The 21441-nt window shown below is 35.9% G+C and carries 16 protein-coding genes and 1 tRNA gene; 10 read left to right on the forward strand and 7 right to left on the reverse strand.

What is annotated here, in order from left to right:
- Nucleotides 1-660 (forward strand): cell division ATP-binding protein FtsE, encoded by a 660-nt coding sequence (ftsE, locus tag NZ923_03845; protein MCS7229154.1) that lies wholly within the window; start codon nt 1-3, stop codon nt 658-660.
- Between the two features lie 53 nt (nt 661-713).
- Here ftsE and NZ923_03850 read toward each other — a convergent pair whose 3' ends face one another.
- The 5 genes from NZ923_03850 to NZ923_03870 all read right to left on the reverse strand — a co-directional run bounded on the left by NZ923_03850 (nt 714) and on the right by NZ923_03870 (nt 9419).
- Nucleotides 714-2012, reverse strand: a complete 1299-nt coding sequence (locus NZ923_03850) for an ATP-binding protein (GenBank protein ID MCS7229155.1) — start codon at nt 2010-2012, stop codon at nt 714-716.
- 70 nt (nt 2013-2082) lie between these two features.
- Entirely contained in the window at nt 2083-3330 is a 1248-nt protein-coding gene (locus NZ923_03855) for a tetratricopeptide repeat protein (protein ID MCS7229156.1), read from the reverse strand.
- A gap of 36 nt (nt 3331-3366) precedes the next feature.
- Nucleotides 3367-3924 carry a hypothetical protein gene (locus NZ923_03860; GenBank protein MCS7229157.1) on the reverse strand — a complete coding sequence of 186 codons (558 nt, stop codon included), beginning with the start codon at nt 3922-3924 and terminating at the stop codon, nt 3367-3369.
- A 604-nt stretch (nt 3925-4528) separates the two neighbouring features.
- Entirely contained in the window at nt 4529-5932 is a 1404-nt protein-coding gene (locus tag NZ923_03865) for a sigma-54 dependent transcriptional regulator (protein MCS7229158.1), read from the reverse strand.
- Between the two features lie 4 nt (nt 5933-5936).
- On the reverse strand, nt 5937-9419 hold the full coding sequence (locus NZ923_03870) for a protein kinase (GenBank protein ID MCS7229159.1): 3483 nt from the start codon (nt 9417-9419) through the stop codon (nt 5937-5939).
- Between the two features lie 116 nt (nt 9420-9535).
- On the opposite strand from NZ923_03870, the gene buk reads away from it, so the two are divergent.
- From buk to NZ923_03895, 5 genes are all read left to right on the forward strand, one after another.
- Complete coding sequence (gene buk / locus NZ923_03875) at nt 9536-10600, forward strand: butyrate kinase (protein ID MCS7229160.1); 1065 nt, start codon at nt 9536-9538, stop codon at nt 10598-10600.
- Nucleotides 10601-10745: 145 nt separating this feature from the next.
- Nucleotides 10746-13235: a phosphodiester glycosidase family protein gene (locus NZ923_03880; protein MCS7229161.1), complete on the forward strand. Its 2490-nt coding sequence runs from the start codon at nt 10746-10748 to the stop codon at nt 13233-13235.
- Nucleotides 13232-13669 carry a hypothetical protein gene (locus NZ923_03885; protein ID MCS7229162.1) on the forward strand — a complete coding sequence of 146 codons (438 nt, stop codon included), beginning with the start codon at nt 13232-13234 and terminating at the stop codon, nt 13667-13669. The genes NZ923_03880 and NZ923_03885 overlap by 4 nt, the downstream gene beginning before the upstream one ends.
- Complete coding sequence (locus tag NZ923_03890; GenBank protein ID MCS7229163.1) at nt 13647-14585, forward strand: hypothetical protein; 939 nt, start codon at nt 13647-13649, stop codon at nt 14583-14585. Before NZ923_03885 ends, NZ923_03890 begins: the two co-directional genes overlap by 23 nt.
- Before the next feature lie 64 nt (nt 14586-14649).
- Nucleotides 14650-15780, forward strand: coding sequence for a DUF5009 domain-containing protein (locus NZ923_03895; protein ID MCS7229164.1), 1131 nt, complete (start codon nt 14650-14652; stop codon nt 15778-15780).
- A gap of 15 nt (nt 15781-15795) precedes the next feature.
- On the opposite strand, the gene NZ923_03900 is transcribed toward NZ923_03895, so the two are convergent.
- Both NZ923_03900 and gcvPB read right to left on the reverse strand, forming a co-directional pair.
- Nucleotides 15796-17844, reverse strand: a complete 2049-nt coding sequence (locus NZ923_03900; protein MCS7229165.1) for a thioredoxin domain-containing protein — start codon at nt 17842-17844, stop codon at nt 15796-15798.
- 137 nt (nt 17845-17981) lie between these two features.
- The gene (gene gcvPB, locus NZ923_03905) at nt 17982-19430 is read right to left on the reverse strand and encodes an aminomethyl-transferring glycine dehydrogenase subunit GcvPB (GenBank protein MCS7229166.1); all 1449 of its coding nucleotides are present in this window, start codon (nt 19428-19430) and stop codon (nt 17982-17984) included.
- Nucleotides 19431-19703: 273 nt separating this feature from the next.
- Here gcvPB and NZ923_03910 point away from each other — a divergent pair.
- From NZ923_03910 to NZ923_03925, 4 genes are all read left to right on the forward strand, one after another.
- Nucleotides 19704-19776 (forward strand) — tRNA-Cys (locus tag NZ923_03910).
- A gap of 33 nt (nt 19777-19809) precedes the next feature.
- Entirely contained in the window at nt 19810-20001 is a 192-nt protein-coding gene (gene rpmB / locus NZ923_03915; protein ID MCS7229167.1) for a 50S ribosomal protein L28, read from the forward strand.
- Between the two features lie 43 nt (nt 20002-20044).
- Nucleotides 20045-20458 (forward strand): vitamin K epoxide reductase family protein, encoded by a 414-nt coding sequence (locus tag NZ923_03920; GenBank protein ID MCS7229168.1) that lies wholly within the window; start codon nt 20045-20047, stop codon nt 20456-20458.
- 12 nt (nt 20459-20470) lie between these two features.
- The gene (locus NZ923_03925) at nt 20471-21421 is read left to right on the forward strand and encodes a histone deacetylase (protein ID MCS7229169.1); all 951 of its coding nucleotides are present in this window, start codon (nt 20471-20473) and stop codon (nt 21419-21421) included.
- Nucleotides 21422-21441 lie beyond the last annotated feature (20 nt).

Below are 21441 nucleotides of genomic sequence, written 5' to 3' on the forward strand. Positions count from 1 at the left end.
ATGGTTGAACTTCAGAATGTATCTGTTTGGTTTGGGGATAATCTTGTTTTTAAGGATTTAAATCTAAAAATTGGTGATGGTGATTTTGTTTTTATCACCGGTCCAACTGGTTCAGGTAAGAGCACATTTTTAAGGTTAATTTATATGGACATTTTCCCGAATCGGGGTAAAGTTATAGTTGGAAGTTTTGATTCAAAAAGGATAAAGAAAAAACAAATACCTTATTTAAGGAGACAACTCGGGATAGTTTTTCAGGATTTCAAGCTTCTTGAAGATAGAAATGTCTTTGAGAATGTCGCATTCACACTTTATGTAACAGGCGCTAAGAAAAAAGAAATTAACAAAAAAGTTCTTACAGCATTAGCTGAGGTTGGTTTGAGCCATAAAAAGAATAGTTTACCTGAGGAATTATCAGGTGGAGAGCAACAGAGAGTTGCGATAGCAAGGGCGATAGTCAACGATCCATTCTTGATACTTGCTGATGAACCAACTGGAAACCTTGATCCTGATACATCTGCGGGTATAATTGACTTGTTATTGAAAATTAACCTTCGTGGAACATCAGTTATAATGGCAACTCACAATTACTCAATCGTTGAAATGGTAAAGAACGCAAAAGTTTTTCAAATATCAAATTATAATCTTGTTAGGATAAAATAAAAAAGGGGAGCCTTAGCTCCCCAATGTCCCCGAGCGCCAAAGTTTATAAACATTCATTCAATGGGAATTGAAATAATAAATTCAGTTCCATTACCAGGTTCACTTATAACTTCAATCTTTCCATTGTGGTTTTCAATTATCTTTTTACATATCATCAAACCGTAGCCATGTCCACCTGGTTTTGTGGTTAAATTGATGTTGAAAAGCTTTTCACGAACTTCTGGCGGAATCCCTGGACCGTTGTCTGCAACTCTTATTTCAATCCTATTAAATTCTTTATCAAAGTATGTTCTTGTTATTATAGTTGCGTCTTTCCTTGCGTCGGTTGCATTCTTATAAAGATTGATTAATAGTTGTTGAAATTGGAATGGATCAATGTTAATTGTTGGGATGTCTGGATCAAGTTCCTCTATGAATTTTGCAATTGAGTATCTTGACAATGGTTGAACGAACTGTATCGTTTCTTTTATAACATTGTTTATATTGGATGGTTGTTTGTTAGGTTTCATTTCAGCACTATCCAAAAGACCGCGAATGAAGTATTTCATTTTATTTATCCCAGAAAGCAGAGAAGAGAGGGAGTTGTTAAGTCTTTCATCTTGGGAAATTTTAGATATTTCTCTTGAAATAAGCTTCGCATTGATTGAGATAATTGTCAAATAATTTGAAAGTTCATGTCCAATTTCAGATGCGAGAGCCCCGCGCGTTGCCATTCTTTCTGCCTTTATCATCGCTTCATTTGCTGATTGCAGGTCAGCATATGCCTTTGAGAGTTTTTCGTATAATTTTGCGTTCCTTATTGCGATCGCTGCATGACCTGCGAGTATTTCAAAAAGCTGAAGTATCTCGCTTTTGTTAATTTCTGTGACGCGATTGCTATCAACATATACAACGCCTATTCTTTGCGTTTCAACTCTCAGAGGGACACAAATTATTGTTTTAAGATTAAGGGCAACAATGCTTTCTTTCTTCATGAAATCATCGTAATTAACAATGTCCTCAATAACTATCGGTTCTCCGCTTGAGTATACATCTTGAACTATACTTTTGCTATACGCAATCGTTTCTTCATCAATTGTTTCACCTTTTGAGTTTCTTGCGAGCTCACATTTTAAGGTTTCATCCCCGTTTACGAGGAAGAGACAACCTTTGTCGGCTTTTGCAAGCGAAATTAGGTTATCTAAAACGATTTTTAAAACTTCTTCAAGGATAAGTGATGAATTTATCGCTTTGACGACACTTAAAATGATCTCAAGGTTCCTGTGCTTTTCCCCCTCAAGTTCTTCAATTCTTTTTTTAACATCGGTAATTTTTTTCCTTACTTCTTCAAATATATCAAGATTTTCAAGCATTGTTTGATTAAACAAACTTTATTTTAAATAAAGCCGGCGGTTGAAACCGCCGGGCTTGATTAAATTAATTTTATCCCTTTAGCTCTGTCAATTCAGCTTGGATTCGCGCAATGTAGGATTTAACCTTAATTTTCTTAAAGTATTTGAGTGATGAATTCAACGACTGCTTGGCTTTATCAATTTGTTCCTGTTTTTTGTAAAGTTGACTTAATTCATAATAAGTTTCACCAAGGTTAAGCCAGTTTTTAAATTCAAGATTTAGATCAATTGCCGTCTTGAAGTAGCTCTCCGCAAGTTGAAGGTTGCCGTGTTCAGTCTGAATAAGTCCTAAGATCCTATAAGCATCCGCAATGCTTTGCCTATCTCCAAGTTTGTAGAATATATCAAGCGATCGTGTGACATATGCCGTCGCTAATGGTAGATCTTTGATTTTCACATAAGCCTCTGCTTTTCCGAGATAGGTAAGTGCAAGCATATAGGTATCCTCAAGCCTTTGTGCAAGCTCAATACTTTTATCAAATTCCTTTACCGCAGCGTCATATTCACCTTTATGAATCAATGTGATTCCGATGTTATGATATGTTTGTGCAAGCCGTAATGCATCGCCTCTTTTTTCAAGTCGTGGCAATGCCTGTTGAAAGTGTGAAATAGCTTTGTCCCAATTTCCGCGCATGCTCTCAATTATTCCGAGGTTTATATGCAATCTCGCGATCAATTCTTCATTTTTTGTCTTTTCAGCTCGTTTGAGTGCTTGGTTGAAATATACAGTTCCAAAATCATAACGACCGCTCTCATAAAATGCAATTCCAAGTCCATTCTCGCATAAAGCAATTCCATCGGTATTTCTCAACTTTTGATAAATTTTCAAACCTTGTTTTAATGCTGAAACCGCATCATTTAATTCGTTTTGCTTTGTTTTAACCTCACCTATCTTGACATATGCCTTTGCTCTTATCTCGTCAAATTCACGACCTTTCCCAGCTCTTTTTATAACAAGCAGAAAACAGTTTTCCGCTTTATCAAATTCTCCGTATGTCAAACAAATATCACCTATATCAAAGCACATCTGTATGAACTTAAACTGATCAAGATATTCAACTGATAAACTTAACAAAGTATCAAACTTAATTTCACTTATTATTTCTTCTTGAATCTCCGGCTCAACCGCAAGCCTGCTTTTAGCTTGATTTAAATCGGTGGCAAGGTTTTCCTCGCGCTCTTTCACTATTTGATTAAATTTTTTAAGGAAGTCGTCCCCGCAGTATCTGCGGGCGACGGCTATAACTTTATCAAGAAAACTTGATTTAACTCTTTTCATAACATTTGCCTCCTTCATTATAAATGTTTAGAAAAATTACCATGACCATCCATATCTTGAGAAGTGATTCGTCTGGAAGCTAATAGTTTGTTTGCTGGTGTTAACCGTTACTGGGCTATTGACATATTCCCAGTTCCCTGTTTCAGGGTTGTACCAAACTGGTTTTAAGTCGTAAGGTGATCTGCCACCAAGATCAACTCCAGCATATGAGAGCGTGATTGTGACATTCTTGTTGAATGTCATGCTTGGGTTGAATTCAACAGCTGCATAATCACCACCGAGAACTTCAACAGTGACATAAGTTGGTTTGCTAACTGCACCAGCAGGGATATAAACGGAATTATTATAAGTTTTCTTCCCACCAACTATCGCATCTTTAAACGGGAATACCCATTTACCATCAAATCCTTTCTTCGCTAGAATTTCTTGTTTAAACTCATCGCTCCATTTCAAAAGATTAATTTGCCCATCTCTGTTAACAATTCTCGGCTTACCAGTTGAAACTCCAACTGGGTTGTCTGCGCAACCTGACAAGAAGAATGTGAAGCTGAGAATGAAAAGAATAACGCCAAGAGTTGAAATGAAGCGCCTCATGGCATCCTCCTTAATTTTAGTTTGACATTTAGTTTAGTTGTTATTTTACAAACACAATTCAACAAAAAACTCATTCTTAAGATAACACCATAGATTTAACAGCAAACAATGGTAATGCTAAAACCAAAAGACAAAGCAGCAAACACCATATGAACACTTTATCAATCTTAGCGAGGATAACAACACAAATCCAAAAATAATCAAACTTTGAAAGTAAGGTCTTAAGTAAACAATGTCATATCATATTTTTCCACAAACCTCCAGAACACACTCTATACTTGTTTTCCTAACAGATTTGTAAAGAACTAAAGATCACATTTTTTGAGATTTCGTTGCGATTAAGAATAATCGCTTTCTTTTCAAGGATAGAATCAACGCACGCTCCGAAATGTGGAATTTCACGATCACTTTAAATATGTAAAGAACAAACTCTATAAAAAGATTTTTCAAAGATTATGCCAAATTCTTTGGGGATTGTGGAATTTGCTGTAAATCAATTGTTTTTAGAGATAAGTTAAACGGTTCAGTTAACTTTGTTTTCCATTTTTGTAAAGTCGTGTAATAAATTGTTGCAACGAAATGTTGCAGTGTGTAATAAATTATTTCAGTTGATGGATATGCGATATTTCTTTATGAGGCGGTCAAGTCGTGGGCGAGAGATCCCAAGAATTCGTGAGGCGCGAGTTTTGTTCCAGGAAACTTTCGTAAGGACGGATTTTATTAGCTCTCTTTCAATATTTCTTAAGCTTGCGGATTCAAGAGGTAATGTTATTTGTATATTTGAGGAGGTTTCAGCTGAAAGTTGGATTGAGGGCTCGCTCATTTTTTCAAGTAGAAATTTAAAATCATCTGTCGTCAGATATTCGTTGTCTGTTAAAATAACTGCTTTTTCTATAGCGTGTCTTAGTTCTCTTACATTTCCAGGCCAGGTATGTTTTTTTAATAAGGCCTTTGCCTCTGGGCTTAAACCTTTGACCTTTGGATGATTTTGACGATAAAGCTCGTTGAATTTGTTTATATAGTAATCCGCAATTAGAAATATATCATCTCCTCTTTCACGAAGTGGAGGTAAGTAGATCGGCAGAAGCATCAATCTATAATATAAATCTCGTCTGAATTTATTTTCTTCAACAAGTTTTTCAAGATCCTTGTTTGTTGCAGCGATGATTCTTCCTTCAAATTTTAGCACTTCAACGCCACCGACCCTTCTGAAAGTTTTATCTTCAAGAACTTTTAAAATTTTCCCTTGTAAATTAAAATCAAGATCTCCTATTTCATCAAGGAAGATAGTTCCTCCATTTGCAACCTCAAATAAACCAATTTTTCTGTCTTTTGCATCTGTGAAGGCTCCCTTTTCATGACCAAACAATTCCGATTCAAGAAGTGTCGCTGGTATTGAAGCGCAATTTATTTCAACCATTGGTTTAATGTCTGGATATGTATTTTGATGAATTATGTGTGCAATCATATTTTTCCCTGTTCCAGTTTCTCCTATGATTAGAACGGTTAAATCTTTGTGTTCAATTGCTTTTCTCACGAGATTAAGAACTTCTTTCATCTTTTCAGAATTACCAATCAGGTTGCTGAAGTCAAATTGATCTTTTCTTATGCTTAGAAATTTTTCTTTATCACTTTCTGTTTTCCATTCGTTAGCTTTGCTTTTTATAAAATCAGAAAATGATGTGCTTTCCTCCGGCATTGAAAAGTATGATGAAACACCAAGTTTTATAAGTTTAACGGCTAAAGCGTATGATTTCATGTAGTCAACACAAGCTATGTTGCGCGAGTCAAGTTGTTCAACTGCTGTTTCAAGAAGCATTTCATCCCCTTTGTTGGATATAGCAATTATTGTAAGGTTCGGTCTTTGGAACAATGCCCTTTTTAAAGAATTATAGGATGATATCAAGTTGATCTCAAAATAGCCTTCTTCAATCGGAATAAATTTTTTTACATCTTCTAATGTTGCCCTACTTGTGCTTATGAGAAAAATTTTGAATTTGTCGTTCACTTCTTCAAACACTTAAATTTTGTAATGTTTTTACAAATCTTTCGTTTTCAACATCTCGGATGTAGGTTTTGACAAATTCTGGTGTTTTAATTCGGTGAAGCAACTCTTGAAATGTCGTCAGAGCCATTTCAAAATATTGTAAAAATTTAACTTCAATTCCTCTTTTTTTATAACTATGAGCAAGCGTGAGATAAATTTTCCATTTGGGTTCAAAAAATTCTTGCCCGAGAAATTCAACTGATTTATTAAGATATCTAAGAGCAAGTGGATTGTTCTTGTTTTCATATCCAAGAGAAATGAGAAAGAATAAAAGCGCTTTTGAGTTCATATCTTCAATCTGGTCGGCGTAGCTTTCGGCAATTGAAATTATTGCATCAAAGCTTTTCAGTCCATTTGCCACATAATTTAATTTGAGAAGATAAGTTAAAATTTTCAAGTAAAGTTCCGGAGTTTGTTTGACACTTTCATGGTTTAAAAGTTTAAGAAATGAAGATTCAGATGTGTCAAAGTTTCTCTTCTTCATTTCAAGCACTGCTTTGTAAAAATCAATTAAAACGAGTGGAATTGATATACATTTTTGAATTGTTTCGTTTAAAATCATCTCAGCGTTATTTATATCTCCAGCGTAGAGGTAAAGTGTGATAAGAAGCATATTCGTTTCGCATAAGCCGTCGGAATTATTTGTCTTTATATGTAAATCCTGTGCCTCTTTTATGTTCTTATAAGCTTCTTCAAGCCTAAATTCATCAATCATTGCTTCTCCTATGTTCCCGAGGACATTTGCAATTCCTGGAATATCGTTTATGGTTCTATATATCGTGAGCGCCTTTTGGTAGTTTTCAATCGCCTTATCGTAATTTTTTCTCTTGAAATGGCTTATTCCGATGTTGTTATAGATGTGGGCGCTTTGAGTTATGTTTCCAGTTTTTTCGGAAATCTCAAGAGCTTTTTTCCAATATGATATCGCCTCATCATATCTTCCATTTATGCTATGAAAGTTTGCAATGTTGTTGTATCCAGCGATTATTTTAAGAGGATATTTCTTTTCAAGTCGGTATTTCAAACTTAACTCAAAATAAATTTTAGCTTTCTCTTCCTGGTCTTTTATTTGTGAGATTATTCCCAGTCCTGCGTAAAAGTCCCCTATGATTTCAGTTTTATCAATGAAACGAAGTATTTTTTCAAATTCCAGAGATTTTAACAACTCAAGTGCTGTATCAATTTTCCCAGTTGATGCGAATATTTGAGAAACTTTAATGATGACTCTTATTTTTTCATAAAGCGTCGCAACTCTTTTGAATTGTTTTTCTAAAATCTCCATTGCGATATCCGTGTTCCCAAGACGGAAATACGCTTCGGACATTAATTCAAAAGCTTGGATGTCATCAAGTCCTTCAAGTATGGAAATTGCGTCTTTGTAGTTTCCAATTTGAACATATAAATCAGCAAGTTTTAATCTGAATGATGGTTTTAAATAATTCGGTAAAAGTTCAAAAATTTCCTTCAGGAGATTTGCTGCTTTTTTAAATTCACCTTTTGATATAAGATTTTCAATCCCTTTTTCAGCGAATTTGCTTATGCCTTCTTTATCGCCCGCCTTTGAAAAATGATATAAAACTTTGTCCGTATTTTTTTCACCTTCACTTTTTAAATAAGCCTGAGCATAAGCAATGTGAGATGTTTTTCTTGTTTGATCGTCAAGATGGTTTTCTATATGTTTTTTTAGAGCTTTATATGCGATTGAAGCTTTATCGTTTTCAATTTTGATAACACCAAAGCTCTGAAGCTGAAGAAGGTGTGAAAATATATCCGACTTGAAAATTTCAGATAAAATTTCAATTTCAACTGGTTCATCGGCCAAACTTAAAATGTTAAGAATTTCTCTTTGCTTATATGAAAATTGTTCTACTCTGTTTAGGATTTCGTCAAATTTCGCTTCCGCAATTTTGGAAATTTTTATCGTTTTCCCAGATTCTCTATCAGTGATGTAGTGTGAGAAAATTTCAATCACTGCTGATATGCCATCGGTATATTCAATCAACATTTCCGCAAGCTCTTCAATTTCCTGTGGCTCAAGATCAAAGTGAACAAAAAGGTAATTTTTCAGTTCGTCAATCTTGAGTGGGCGAATGAAAATCCTTTCGGATTCCGGAACAATTGATGTAAGGGGTTCAGCGTCATCACAAGCTACGAAAATAGATATGTTTTTTCGCGTGAACTTTTCTGGTAAGAAAAAGGATTTGATGAAAATTTCGGATAATGGTTCGGATAAACTTATGTTATCAAACAATACGGCTACTGGGAAAATAGAAGATGCGTTTAAAATCAACTCTTGTAGAAATCTTGAAAATTCTATGACAGTGTGAGAATTTACATTTTTTTCATCTTTGAGATTTTCAATTTTAAGTCGCAAATCTGGAGATAGGTTTGATATGAGCGGGGATTTGATGATGTAATCTAATGTTTTTTGAAAGTTTATCTCTGTTATCCATAATGTTTCAAATCCAATTATTTTCGCTTCGGTATTTATGTATCTCAAAAGCGATGTCTTTCCAAGACCATCTGCGCCAGAGATTATAGCTATTTTGCCAGTTGATTGAAGGGATGATTTAAGGATTTCACTTGCTTTTTTTAGTATCTCATCCTTGCCGAAAGGTTTCCTGACTTTGAAATTTTTAGGCTCTTTTATGTCAGGTGATAGTTTTTTGAGTGTTTGTATAACTTGAAGTAGATTTTGGGGTCTTTGCGAAGGATAGGGAGCAAGCATTGAGTTAAGAAGTTTCTGAATCTCCTCTGGAAGATCGGGGGAATAAATCTGTTTTGTTGAAAAATGCCATTTGATGATCTTAACCGGATCGTCGCTTGTATCAAAGGGGAGTTTTTCGGTTAGTAAGTAAAAAAATAAAATTCCCAAGGAATAAATGTCTGCTCTATGATCAAATTTATCGCCACGCAAAATTTCAGGTGCTATGTATAGAAGTGTTCCAGCTGGTAAATTTTCTGGATCTATTTTTTCATATCCAATCGCAAGTCCGAGGTCTGTGATTTTAACTGTTTTGGTTGCTGAATCAATCAATAAGTTTTCTGGCTTTAGGTCTCTGTGTACAAAACCGGCCTTGTGAACTATGTGTAAGGCGTGACAAATTTGACAGATAAGTTGAATTTTATCTTTGAGAGTTTCGTTTGAGAAAAATTTCACAACATCTTGTATGTCGCAGTATTCAAGGGCGAGAAATTTCCTTGACATAAAATTTGGATCGTCGCAGGTTCTCACAGTTCCGAAGTCGTAGACGGAGATTATATTCGGGTGTTCAAATTGTGTTGTGATTTTATATTCATTGGCAATTTTTTCTTCTAAAATTGGATCTGGTTTTGCGATTTTTAATGCAACTATTTTTCCAGTTAGATTATCAAGAGATTTAAAAACCTCGGCGATTGCGCCTTGCCCTATTTTTGATATTATTTCGTACCTCTCGTTGATAAACAAGGTTTGTGGGAATTTGTTTTTATTTGTTAAATTAGCAACGGATTTTAAATTTAGCAAAAGTAGGCGATGGAAATGTAAAGCAACCAATGCTTTAAAAAAATAAATTCGTAATTCCAATGAAAATTCTTGTCATCAATCCTGGTTCAACCTCAACAAAGGTTGCAATTTTTGAAAACGATGTTCAAATTGATTTAAAAGTGTTAAGACATTCGCCGGACGAGATTTCAAAGTTTAAGAGATTGTGGGATCAGTTTGATTTTAGGTTGAATATTATACTTGAATTTTTGAACGAGAAAAATCTAAAACCATCTGACTTTTCAGCGGTAGTTGGAATTGGGGGGCTTTTAAGACCTGTGAAAGGGGGAACATATCGCGTAAATGAAAAAATGCTTGAAGATGCAAGGAATAATTTTCAAGGGGAGCATCCTTCAAATCTCGGGTGTGCACTTGCATATGAGATAGCGAAACTTGGTGGCGTTGAAGCATTTACGGTTGATCCGGTTTCAGTTGACGAGTTTGAACCGCTCGCGAGATATTCTGGACATCCACTGATACAACGAAGGAGTTTATCTCATGCCCTTAATATCCACGCAACTGCACGACTCGCAAGTGAGAAGATCGGAAAAAGCTACGAAGAGGCAAACTTTGTCATAGCGCATTTAGGTGGTGGAATATCGGTTTGTCCTGTTAAAGGTGGCAAAATAATTGATGCAAACGATGCAAGTAGCGATGGACCTTTTTCCCCTGAGAGAACGGGTGGGCTTCCGCTTCAACCGTTTATAACGCTTTGCTTTTCGGGAAAGTACACAGAGCAGGAGGTAAGAAGAATGGTTATGGGTAAAGGTGGGCTTGTTGCTTATCTTGGCACAAATGACGCAAGCGAAGTTGAGAGGAGAATAAACTCCGGAGATGAATATGCGAAAGAAGTTTATGAGGCAATGGCTTATCAAATTTCAAAGGAAATCGGTGCAATGGCGACCGTTTTAAAAGGAAAAATTGACGCTATTGTCTTAACCGGAGGACTTGCAAATTCAAAAATGCTTGTTGATTGGATTACGGAAAGAGTTTCTTTCATAGCACCTGTTTTAGTTTTTCCGAGCGAAGACGAAATGAGAGCACTTGCTCTCGGGGCATTAAGAGTTTTGAAAGGAGAAGAAAAAGTAAGAGAATATCCTGAATAATTAGAATTTGAAAAAGGTTACGAAGAAGCCCCTTCAAAGTTAAAATAATTTTCCAAGCGATGTAATTTTCCCAATTCAATTCTTGTCTTTTTGAGCGATGTGCTTTATTTTACCTGTAGGTTTTTAAATAAAATTTTTTGCAAAAATGCGCTTGCCTAAAATTATTCTTTTTATTTTGCTTATCTTCCCCTCCTTCTTGATCTATCCTCAAACCGACACAATTAAATCAAAATATGTTGGTCCTGGTGTAAAGCATACATTTATAAACTTTCCGAGCATTCCTTGGACTATAAATATTCTTGAAATTGACATCACAAATCCATTTATAACGCTTGAGACTGTTAAAGCATCAAAGGGCGGACGCGAACAACTCAAAGCACTTGAGAAAACAAGCTCAATGGCAAATCGTAAAAATTATGCAGGACACACCGTAATTGGCGCAGTCAACGGTGATTTTTACAACACTACAACTGGAGAACCAATAAATGTTCAAGTAGAGAACGGAGAAATTTTAAAAAGACCTTATCCAAGATCTGTTTTCGGTACAACGATAAATAAGAAACCTTTCATTGAAATTTTTAACTTCTCTGGAAAATTAATCGTGAGAGATTCATCAAGGTCAATTGATGGGATCAACGAAGCAAGAGGAACTGATATGCTAATTCTTTATAACAGTTATTTTGGTGATTCAACGGGAACGAATCAGTGGGGAAGCGAGGTTCTGATAAGGGCGTTAAATCAGTGGGTTGTTAATGATACTGTTTTTTGTGTTGTTGATACAATTGTCAGTCAGGTTGGAAGCATGAGAATACCAGTTGGAAGAGCGGTTTTGTCGGGGCATGGTAGAGCTGGTGAGTTTTTGAGAAACAATTTGAGAATTAGAGATACTGTTAAAATTCTCTTGCAGCTTAATCCAAATGTTGGTAAAATTTTCCAGGCAATTGGGGGGTTACCAAGGATAATAAGAAATGGTCAAAATGTCGTTGCACAAACATACCAGCAAGAAGGAGCAAGTTCAAGTTTCACATACAGCAGACATCCAAGGACTGCGATAGGATTTTCAAGAGATAGCACAAAAATTTATTTCATCACCGTTGATGGAAGACAAGCCTCAAGCGTTGGGATGACACTTGATGAACTGGCAAATTTTATGTTAACGCTTGGAATATGGCATGCTGTTAATCTTGACGGTGGTGGTTCAACAACTATGGTCGTGCGTGGTAAGGTTGTAAATTCACCATCAGATGCAACGGGTGAAAGATCCGTTTCAAACGCAATACTCGTTGTAAGCTCAGCTCCACAAGATACCTTAAGTAGAATTGAAATTGAACCTAAGAGATTGAAAATTTTTCAAGGTGAACAATTTCAGTTTACGGTTTCAGGTTATGATAGATACTTCAATCCCATTCAAATTCCTTCAGGTCAAATTATTTGGTCTTGTGATTCAAGGATCGGTAGCATAAGCACATCAGGAGTTTTCACCGCTGGGCGAAGAAGCGATAGTGGTTATGTTTATGTGCGTCATATAAATGGATTGAAAGATTCGTGTTTTGTCGTTGTAGCAGGTATGAGAAACATTTTTATTTCCCCAAAGAACGCAGTAACAGACACAAGCAGAACAATCCAATTCTCAGTTAGAGGATTTGATAGCGATGGAAATTTACGACAAATTTCAGCTAGCGATATCAGATGGGAAGTTATAGGTGATGTTGGTATAATAAATCAACTTGGATTATTTCGTGGGGTCTCGCAAGGAAAAGGGAAGGTAGTTGCAAATCTTGATAATTTATCCGATACGGCAAATGTTGAGGTAATCATTGAGAAGGGGGAAAAATTCATTGAAGGATTTGAGATGATGAATTTTACATTAACAGGTGAAAATATAAACGAGTTAAGAATTTTTTCCGTTGATACAAGTTTTGTTTCCGCTCCGAGATCACTTGGATTTGAATATAAGTTTATCCACGAAACTGGAAAGCAACACTGGATTTATATAAACTGTGAAATTCCAATTTTCGGCGTTCCGGATTCAATCTATCTTTATGTGTATGGTGATGGTGGCTCTTATAGAGTTTATTACTTTGTTTCTGATGATAACGATGAAATTTTCGTCTTCACAGGTGGGGTTGTAAACTGGGCAAACGAATGGAGGAAGGTTGGGGCATCCACGAGATATCCAATTCAAACAAGAACTGGCACTTATTTTTGTTATCCTGTGAAAATTGTTAAAATTGCTTTTTACTTTACGGGCGCATACTCAAACGGCGTTGAATACTCTGGAAAAATTTTGATTGATAATTTAAGCGTGACTTATCCTGTTAAGATTACTTCAGTTGAGCGTGTCCCAAGCCTCAACGAATTGGAATTCAAACTTTATCAAAACTATCCAAATCCTTTCAATCCGAAAACGAAGATCAGATTTTCAATACCTAAAGTGGGCATGACATCTATAAGTATTGAACTAAAAATTTATGATGTTCTTGGTAGAGAAGTTATGAAAATTTTTTCCGGGTATCTTGATGCAGGAGTTTACGAAATTGAGTTTGATTCAACGGGTCTTTCTGGTGGTGTTTATTTTTGTGTTCTATCTGCTGGAAAATTCCGAGACGCAATTAAAATGGTGTTGTTAAAATGAACAACGCACTTGAAATAATTGAAGCGGTTGATAAATTTTCTGGAAGAAGATTGAAAGAGAAAAAAGCGATTGAATTTCTACTTTCCGTTGCGATTGAAAAAGGTCTTTTAAATTTAATAGAAGATATCGCCTTTCATTCAAAGTTCCTATGGCGACTCCTTTCTTTTGTTAAAAGCGGTAGAAAATTTGATGAGATTGACGAGGAAAGTTATAAAAGCAGAATAACTGAGCAAGTTAACGAATCAGTTGAGAAGATACGAAGTTTAATCTTCGAGATCTTGGAGAAATGTTCAGATGTTGAAAGAAAAGATTTTTCCGACAAATTTTTGAAGATTGACTCAGCAAGCTTTGAAAATTTTTTAAACCTTGTTCATGATTTCTATTGGTTTAAGAACTGGCAAATTGATGAAAATGAAGCAAATAAAGGCGCCTAAAATTGTTTTTGGAATTTTTGCGATTATTTTGTTTTTCAACTTTTCCTTCTCACAGAATAAAATTGCATTCGTTCCGTTTGAGGATATTTCAGGATTTAAAGGAAAGTGGAATTTAAGGTTTGAAATCCCGCGATATCTTGGTGATTTTATTTTTAAACTTTACGGGGTTAGCATTGTCCCGGTTGAGAGCGTCGCTGAAGTCGCAAGGGAAAAAAAGACAGGTTTTAAAGACGCGTTTTTATTTTCAGAGTTGAAAAACAGGTTCGGAATTGAGTATGTGGTTGGTGGGAAAATTTTAACTTTTAAGGTAAGCAGATTTATGACGGGATTTCCTTTAATGGCTGGATATGAATCTTATAACGCAGAAATTGAGATTGAAATTGAAATATACAATCCCTTATCGGGCGAGAGAGAAGTTGTTTTTGGCATCGCTGGAGAGGTGAAAGAGCGAGGACTTGGTTTAACATTGCTTGGGAAACCGACGGAACGATATTCTGAATTTTATTCACTTGATCTTTTAAAATTTGGAAGCAGTGAATTTAACGAAACAATCGTTGGGGAAGCGATGAAAAAAGCTGGAATGGAGTTTGCCTTGCGATTGAAGAGATATTTCCCGGGATTGGGTGAATATGTGGAGAATTTAAATAATAATGTTTCGGGAACAACTGAGCTGAAAGCGGTCGTAATTGAAGGTATGGTAATGCACATCGGGAAGCAAGATCTCATCTATGTTAATCTTGGAAGCAAGGATGGGATTATCTCTGGAATGATGCTGTATGTTTTTGATGGCGACGAAAAGATCGCAGATATAGAAGTTGTTGATGTGATTGATGAACATTTTTCAGCCTGTAAAGTTGTTAATTCGTTAAAAGAGCTTAAAAAAGGAAATAAGGTTAAAGCGCGGATCATAAGATAGCGAATTGAGTTTAGAAAGTGTTTTTGCTTTTGATTACAACTTAAAAAACTAATAGAAACTCAAAATGAGCGAAAAAAGTCATGAGATCTCCGGACGCTTAACATCTCTTGATGTTTTCAGAGGAGCAACGATTGCGGGGATGATACTTGTAAATAATCCCGGGAGTTGGGCTTATGTTTATCCACAGTTAAGGCATGCAGATTGGCATGGGTGGACATTCACAGATTTAATTTTTCCTTTCTTTCTTTTTATCGTTGGTGTTGCGATCGTGTTCTCTTTTTCAAAAAGAGTTGAGATGGGTTATTCCAAAGTTAAATTGTTTTGGAGGATTGTTAGGAGAAGTTTAATTTTGTTTGGGCTCGGGCTTTTTCTCAATGGCTTTCCAAATTTTGATTTTTCAACTATAAGAATAATGGGGGTTTTACAAAGAATTGCTATATGTTATTTCTTCGCTTCAATCATATTTTTGACCTCAAGCATAAGGTGGCAAGCGATATGGTCTTTTATTTTGCTTTTCGTCTATTGGGGATTGATGGAGTTTGTGCCTGTGCCGGGAATAGGTGCAGGGGTGTATGAGAAAGGGAAAAATTTCGCTGCATATATTGATAGTTTGATTTTATCTGGGCATATGTGGAGCGTGACGAAAACTTGGGATCCAGAAGGAATTATAAGTACGATTCCAGCAATTTCAACGACGCTCTTTGGGGTTTTGACAGGACATTGGCTTAGAACAAAAAGAGATGAAACCGAGAAAACTTTGTGGCTTTTAATTATGGGAAATCTCGGGTTGTTGATTGGTGCTATATGGGACGCATGGCTTCCGATTAATAAAAATTTATGGACGAGTTCTTACTCCGTATTCACCGCTGGGTTTGCTTTAATAGTCCTCGGTTTTTGCTATTATTTCGTTGATGTGAAAGGTTATAAAAAATGGGCTTATCCATTTATCGTTTATGGAATGAATGCTATAACTGTTTTTGTCTTGTCAGGTATAATTGCAAGGTTAACTGTCTATTTTAAAATCACCTTGCCAGATGGAGGGACAACGACGATTAAAAATTACATTTATCAAAACTTTTTCGCCTCGTGGCTCGGTCCGATGAACGGCTCGCTCGGTTATGCTATTGCTCATGTGCTTTTGATGTATTTTTTGATGTGGATTCTTTACAAGAAGAAAATTTTTATAAAAATTTGATCCTCTAATTGTGTGCTAAAGTGTTTCAAGAAGTTCGGTTAGCTCATCAATGCTGTTTACTGGTTTTAAACATTCGTAATTTGTGCAGATGTAAATTGTTGTTTTACCGTCAATCTCTTTGTATTGAGATATAAATGGTGAAAGCGTGGCTATTTCATCTTTCACATCGGATGGATTAAACAATATTATTTTGTTCGGCAGGAACTTTGAGTTTATAATTTTCAAAATCTCATTAAGATCCTCTCTTTTTCCAACGATGAAGATTTCAAGTGAGCGATCAAAAATGAAATAAAGATTTGACAAAAAGAAGGTATAAGCAGATGGATAGTTTTTCACAGTGTAAGCGAAAGAATCAATTGTTTTATGGATCAATTCTTTGAAATCTTCCCTCCCCGTTATTTTCTCAAGTTTAATTAAGTCAAGTAAAGCAACTGAGTTTCCAGATGGTATTGCGCCGTCGTAGATTTCTTTTTCTCTGAAAATCACATCTTCGTTCCCTGGATCTGTGAAATAGAAGCCACCTTTTTCATCGTCCCAAAATAGTTTGATCATTTTTTCTGTTAGCACGATTGCATGTTTAAGATATTTGGTTTCAAAGCTTGATTCATATAGTTCAATTAATCCCCAGATTAAAAAAGCGTAATCGTTGAGATAGGCGTTTATCTTTGCTTCGCCATCCCTGAATCTATGTAGCAATTTACCATCCCTCAAGAGGTTTTCTAAAATAAAGTCAGCACTTTTCTTTGCGATGTTTAAATAAATTTCATTTCTTAACACAGAATATGCTCTTGCAAATGCACAAATCATAAGCCCATTCCAATCGGTTAGTATTTTATCATCTTTAAGTGGGTGGATTCTTTTCTCTCTGTGTTTAAAAAGTTTTTGTCTTATGGCTTCCCACTTTGCTATGTTTTCATCGCTGAGGTCTCGCGTAAGATAGAATATGTTCTTACCTGTCTTATTTTTCCTAACCTCGTCATAGTAGTTTCCATCTATTTGGATATTAAATTTCTCAACTACGAAATCAAACTCGTCTTGATTTAAAATTTCTTTTAGTTCGTTAAATTCCCACAGGTAAAATTTACCTTCTTCGCCTTCGCTGTCTGCATCCTCGGCGGAGAAAAATCCACCATTTGGATTTGTTAAGTTTCTTAGGACATATGAAGAAATTTCATCGCAAATTCGGGCGTATTTTTGATTTTGGGTTGCCTGGTATGTTTCAAGATATGCAATTAAAAGAAGGGCTTGATCGTATAGCATTTTCTCAAAATGGGGCAAGATCCAATATCTATCTGTTGAATACCTGTGAAATCCAAAACCAATGTGATCGTATATTCCTCCAAGATACATTGAGTTTAAAGTTTTCTCAATCATTTCAAGTGCTATTGGGTTCTTTGCTTTTCTCCAATATCTCAAAAGAAACATAAAGTTGTGCGGAATTGGGAATTTTGGAGCATTTCCGAAGCCACCATATTCTGGGTCAAATTGTGATTTGAGTTGATTGTATGCTAATGACAAAACAGATTCATCTATTGTGTCATTCTTTGTTGATTGTGAAAATGCTTGTTTGAGATCGGTTGTTATTTCATCAGCGAGAGATAAAAGTTTTTCTTTGTTTTCTTTCCAGAGTTGAGAAACTCTTTGAAGAAGATCAATTAAACCAATCCTTCCGTATCTTGAGTATTTTGGTATATAAGTTCCAGCGAAGAAAGGTTTTTTATCTGGTGTCATTATTATAGTCAATGGCCATCCGCCGTGTCCTGTCATCGCTTGGCATACGCTCATGTAAACTGAATCAATGTCTGGTCGTTCTTCTCTATCAACTTTTATTGATATGAAATTTTCGTTTAGAATTTTTGCTACTTCTTCATCTTCAAAAGATTCTTTTTCCATCACATGACACCAATGGCAGGTTGAATATCCAATTGAAAGGAATATCGGTTTATCTTCAAATTTTGCTTTTTCAAATGCTTCTTCGCACCATGGATACCAATCAACTGGATTCTCAGCGTGTTGAAGTAAATATGGGCTTTTCTCGTTTATGAGGCGATTATATTTTTTCATCTTTGATAAAAGTTTGCTTTTAAATTTTTTAACATTAGCGGATTTAATTTCGTTTCTTTATTTGAGGGTGAAGCGGAGTGTGAAATTTGGTATAAGCAGGAGGGGCTCCAATTTTGTAGGAGCCCCATTGAGAGTTTTCATTCTTTGAAGCAGACATTTATATTTTTTGAAGCGTAGGCGTCGTCAAGTCGCTTGACCGGGGTTGTGTGTGGAGCTGTTAGAACTATCTCCGGGTTTATTTTTATTTCTTCAATGATTTTTATCAACGCGTCGGCGAAGGCATCAAGCGTTTCTTTAGTTTCTGTTTCAGTTGGTTCAATCATCAATGCTTCTGATACAATCAATGGGAAATAAACCGTTGGTGCATGAAATCCGTAATCAAGAATTCGCTTTGCTATGTCAAGAGTTCTCACATTGTATTCAAATTTGTATCTACTGCCTGATACAACAAACTCGTGAAGTGGTTTTCCAAGGTAAGGTCTGTCAAAGTAATCTTTTATTCTGCTCAAGAGGTAATTTGAATTTATGATTGCGTTTTCGCTTACTTCTCTTAAGCCTTTGCTCCCAAGCATTCTAATGTAGGTATAAGCTCTGATCATCATTCCGAAGTTCCCAAAGAAAGTGTGAATTTTACCGATTGAATCTGGATGATTATGATTTAAGACAAATTTCCCATCTCTTTTTTCAATTCTTGGTATGGGTAAAAATGGGACGAGTTTTTCACTTACTGCAACTGGACCTGAGCCTGGACCTCCACCACCGTGTGGTGTTGAAAATGTCTTATGAAGATTCAAGTGAACAACATCAAAGCCCATATCTCCAGGTCTTGTTATTCCGACAAGGGCGTTAAGATTCGCACCGTCCATATACATCAAAGCCCCAGCATCATGTATAAGTTTTTCAACTTTAAGTATGTCTTTTTCAAAAATTCCAAGCGTATTTGGATTTGTAAGCATTATTCCAGCTACATCTTCATCAAGTTTGGATTTTAAATCTTCAAGATCAATTGTTCCATATTCATTTGATTTAACGCTTACAGCGGTATAACCTGAAATTGTAACGCTTGCTGGATTTGTTCCGTGAGCAGAATCGGGAACAAGAATTTTTTTCCTTGGATTTCCAAGTTTTTCGTGATATGCTCTTATCATTAAAATTCCTGTCAGCTCACCGTGGGCACCTGCAGCTGGTTGTAGGGATACTGCTTTCATTCCGGTTATTTCAGCTAGCATTTCGGAAAGTTCATACATAATTTGAAGAGCGCCCTGGACGAGTTCGTCGTCCATATGTGGATGAATATCTTTGAAACCAGGTAATGAGGCAGTGACTTCGTTAATTTTGGGATTATATTTCATCGTGCATGATCCAAGCGGATAAAAACCTTTATCAACATGATAATTCATCGTTGAAAGCCGAATGTAGTGTCTAACTACCTCGTTCTCGCTAATTTCGGGAAGATCTGGTGGAGATGAGCGCAAAAATTTTTGTGGAATTAAATCTTCAATGTGTTTTTCGGGTACATCGTTTTTAGGTAAGGAATATCCCTTTCTTCCGGGCCGGCTTAGTTCAAAAATTAACTTAGATGGCATTTTTAAATTTGAATTTTTTTGGTAATTGTGTGCTTTTTCAAGAGCAAAGTTAAAAAGAAAATGAAAATTTTACAAGTTTAGATGTCCAAATTGATTTAAACGGGGTTTTGTTCCTCATAGATTTTTTCGCGTTAAAGTTTAAGGTCGTCGCTATTTAGAAAATTCAACGGGTTTTGTGAACGAATGAAAAAGTTGCGCTGGGAATTTTAAATAAGCGGTGATTCTAAAAGATTGTTTTTTTCCGTTTAAATTTTTATATTTATAACCGAAGAAGGCGACGTACCCAAGTGGCTAAGGGGGCGGTCTGCAAAACCGCTATTCCTGGGTTCGAATCCCAGCGTCGCCTCTAAATTTTTGTTAAATAAAAAATGATTGACATATGGCAAACATTTGCGCGATCTGTGGTAAAAGACCGATTTCAGGACATAGCATAAGCCACGCTCATAACCTTTCAAAAAGAAGATGGCTTCCAAATCTTCAAAGAGTAAGAGCTGTCGTAAACGGCGAAGTTAGAAGAATAAAAGTATGCGCTACCTGCATAAAACTTGGACGAGTCCAAAAACCAGCTTAATTTAAATCCCGGCGAACGCGTCGGGATTTTTTATTTTATTATCATGGGAACAAAAATATCCTTGGTAATTTTATCCGCTATCGGATTTTATATCTCGCTTTACTTTACGCTTATTTATTTTCATTTGATTTCCCCTTCAAAATTTCTTCTTCCAAATGTGTGTAAGCTGTCCGGCTCCGCTTGCGAGACCATAATTAACACAAAATATGCCAGAATTTTGGGATTTCCGAATTTTGTTTATGGACTTTTTTACTATTTGGTGATTTTTCTTTTTGCTATTTTTGACTTTAACAGTTATATTAAAATCACGATCGCGCTAATCTCGTGGATCGTAGTTGTTTTAGGAGTTTATCTAATTTACGCTTTGCTGAAAGTTTTGAGGGTTAATTGCTTGCTTTGTTTTATAAGTCATGTTATAAATTTTTTGATTGCAGTTTTGTTAAGTTTTCAAATTTAGTTTTCCGGCCAAATGAAAAACATAGGCTTGATTTATCACGAGGATTACTTAAAGCACGATACAGGGGCTTGGCATCCGGAAAGGAAAGAAAGGTTAATAGCGATAGTTGAGCATTTGAGGAAATCTGAATTAAATGAAAAAATTGAATGGATCGCACCAACACGAAGAAACGATGTTGAAAGATGGATTCTTAAAGTCCATACACCAAGACATTTTGAATTCGTCAAAAGTTCTATTTTATCTGGAGTGCGATTGCTTGATTTCGGAGATACTTATGTGAGCAAAGATTCTTACGATGTTTCGCTACTTGCTGTTTCGGGGTTGCTTGAAGGTGTTGATAAAATTTTTAGTGGGGAAAATGATAAGATATTTTGTGCTGTTAGACCACCAGGACATCATGCGGAGAGTGAAAGGGTTATGGGATTTTGTCTTTTCAACAATGTTGCAATTGCTGCAAGATATGCACAGGAAACTTACGGTGTTGGAAAAGTTGTAATAATTGATTGGGATGTTCATCACGGCAATGGGACGCAAGAGATATTTTATGAAGATCCGACTGTTCTTTACATAAGTTTACATCAGTATCCGTTTTACCCGGGAACAGGTTCAAGAGATGAGAAGGGAAGTGGGAAAGGATATGGTTTTACTTTAAACTTTCCGATGCCTGCTGGTTCAAATGACGAAGATTATTTGAAAATTTTCGGTAATGAAGTTGTTCCAGCTCTTGAAAAATTCCAACCTGAGTTTATCATCATTTCTGCTGGTTTTGATGCCCACCGAGATGATCCACTTGCGGGGATGAATCTTACGGAAAAATCCTTTGAGATAATGACTAAATTAACCTGTGAAGTCGCAAAAAAATTTTCAAACAACAGGATTTTATCTGTTCTTGAAGGTGGGTATAATCTTAAAGCACTTGCGAGCTCGGTTGAAACTCATTTGAAGGTATTCGTTGAGGTGTGATTTCAATCACTTTGCATAAT

The organism is Candidatus Kryptonium sp. (assembly GCA_025060635.1).
Lineage (GTDB): Bacteria > Bacteroidota > Ignavibacteria > Kryptoniales > Kryptoniaceae > Kryptonium.

Coding starts and splice junctions, on each gene's coding strand:
- ftsE (MCS7229154.1), top strand. CDS start 1: ATGGTTGAACTTCAGAATGTATCTGTTTGGTTTGGGGATAATCTTGTT.
- NZ923_03850 (MCS7229155.1), bottom strand. CDS start 2,012: ATGCTTGAAAATCTTGATATATTTGAAGAAGTAAGGAAAAAAATTACC.
- NZ923_03855 (MCS7229156.1), bottom strand. CDS start 3,330: ATGAAAAGAGTTAAATCAAGTTTTCTTGATAAAGTTATAGCCGTCGCC.
- NZ923_03860 (MCS7229157.1), bottom strand. CDS start 3,924: ATGAGGCGCTTCATTTCAACTCTTGGCGTTATTCTTTTCATTCTCAGC.
- buk (MCS7229160.1), top strand. CDS start 9,536: ATGAAAATTCTTGTCATCAATCCTGGTTCAACCTCAACAAAGGTTGCA.
- NZ923_03880 (MCS7229161.1), top strand. CDS start 10,746: ATGCGCTTGCCTAAAATTATTCTTTTTATTTTGCTTATCTTCCCCTCC.
- NZ923_03885 (MCS7229162.1), top strand. CDS start 13,232: ATGAACAACGCACTTGAAATAATTGAAGCGGTTGATAAATTTTCTGGA.
- NZ923_03890 (MCS7229163.1), top strand. CDS start 13,647: ATGAAGCAAATAAAGGCGCCTAAAATTGTTTTTGGAATTTTTGCGATT.
- NZ923_03895 (MCS7229164.1), top strand. CDS start 14,650: ATGAGCGAAAAAAGTCATGAGATCTCCGGACGCTTAACATCTCTTGAT.
- NZ923_03900 (MCS7229165.1), bottom strand. CDS start 17,844: ATGAAAAAATATAATCGCCTCATAAACGAGAAAAGCCCATATTTACTT.
- gcvPB (MCS7229166.1), bottom strand. CDS start 19,430: ATGCCATCTAAGTTAATTTTTGAACTAAGCCGGCCCGGAAGAAAGGGA.
- rpmB (MCS7229167.1), top strand. CDS start 19,810: ATGGCAAACATTTGCGCGATCTGTGGTAAAAGACCGATTTCAGGACAT.
- NZ923_03920 (MCS7229168.1), top strand. CDS start 20,045: ATGGGAACAAAAATATCCTTGGTAATTTTATCCGCTATCGGATTTTAT.
- NZ923_03925 (MCS7229169.1), top strand. CDS start 20,471: ATGAAAAACATAGGCTTGATTTATCACGAGGATTACTTAAAGCACGAT.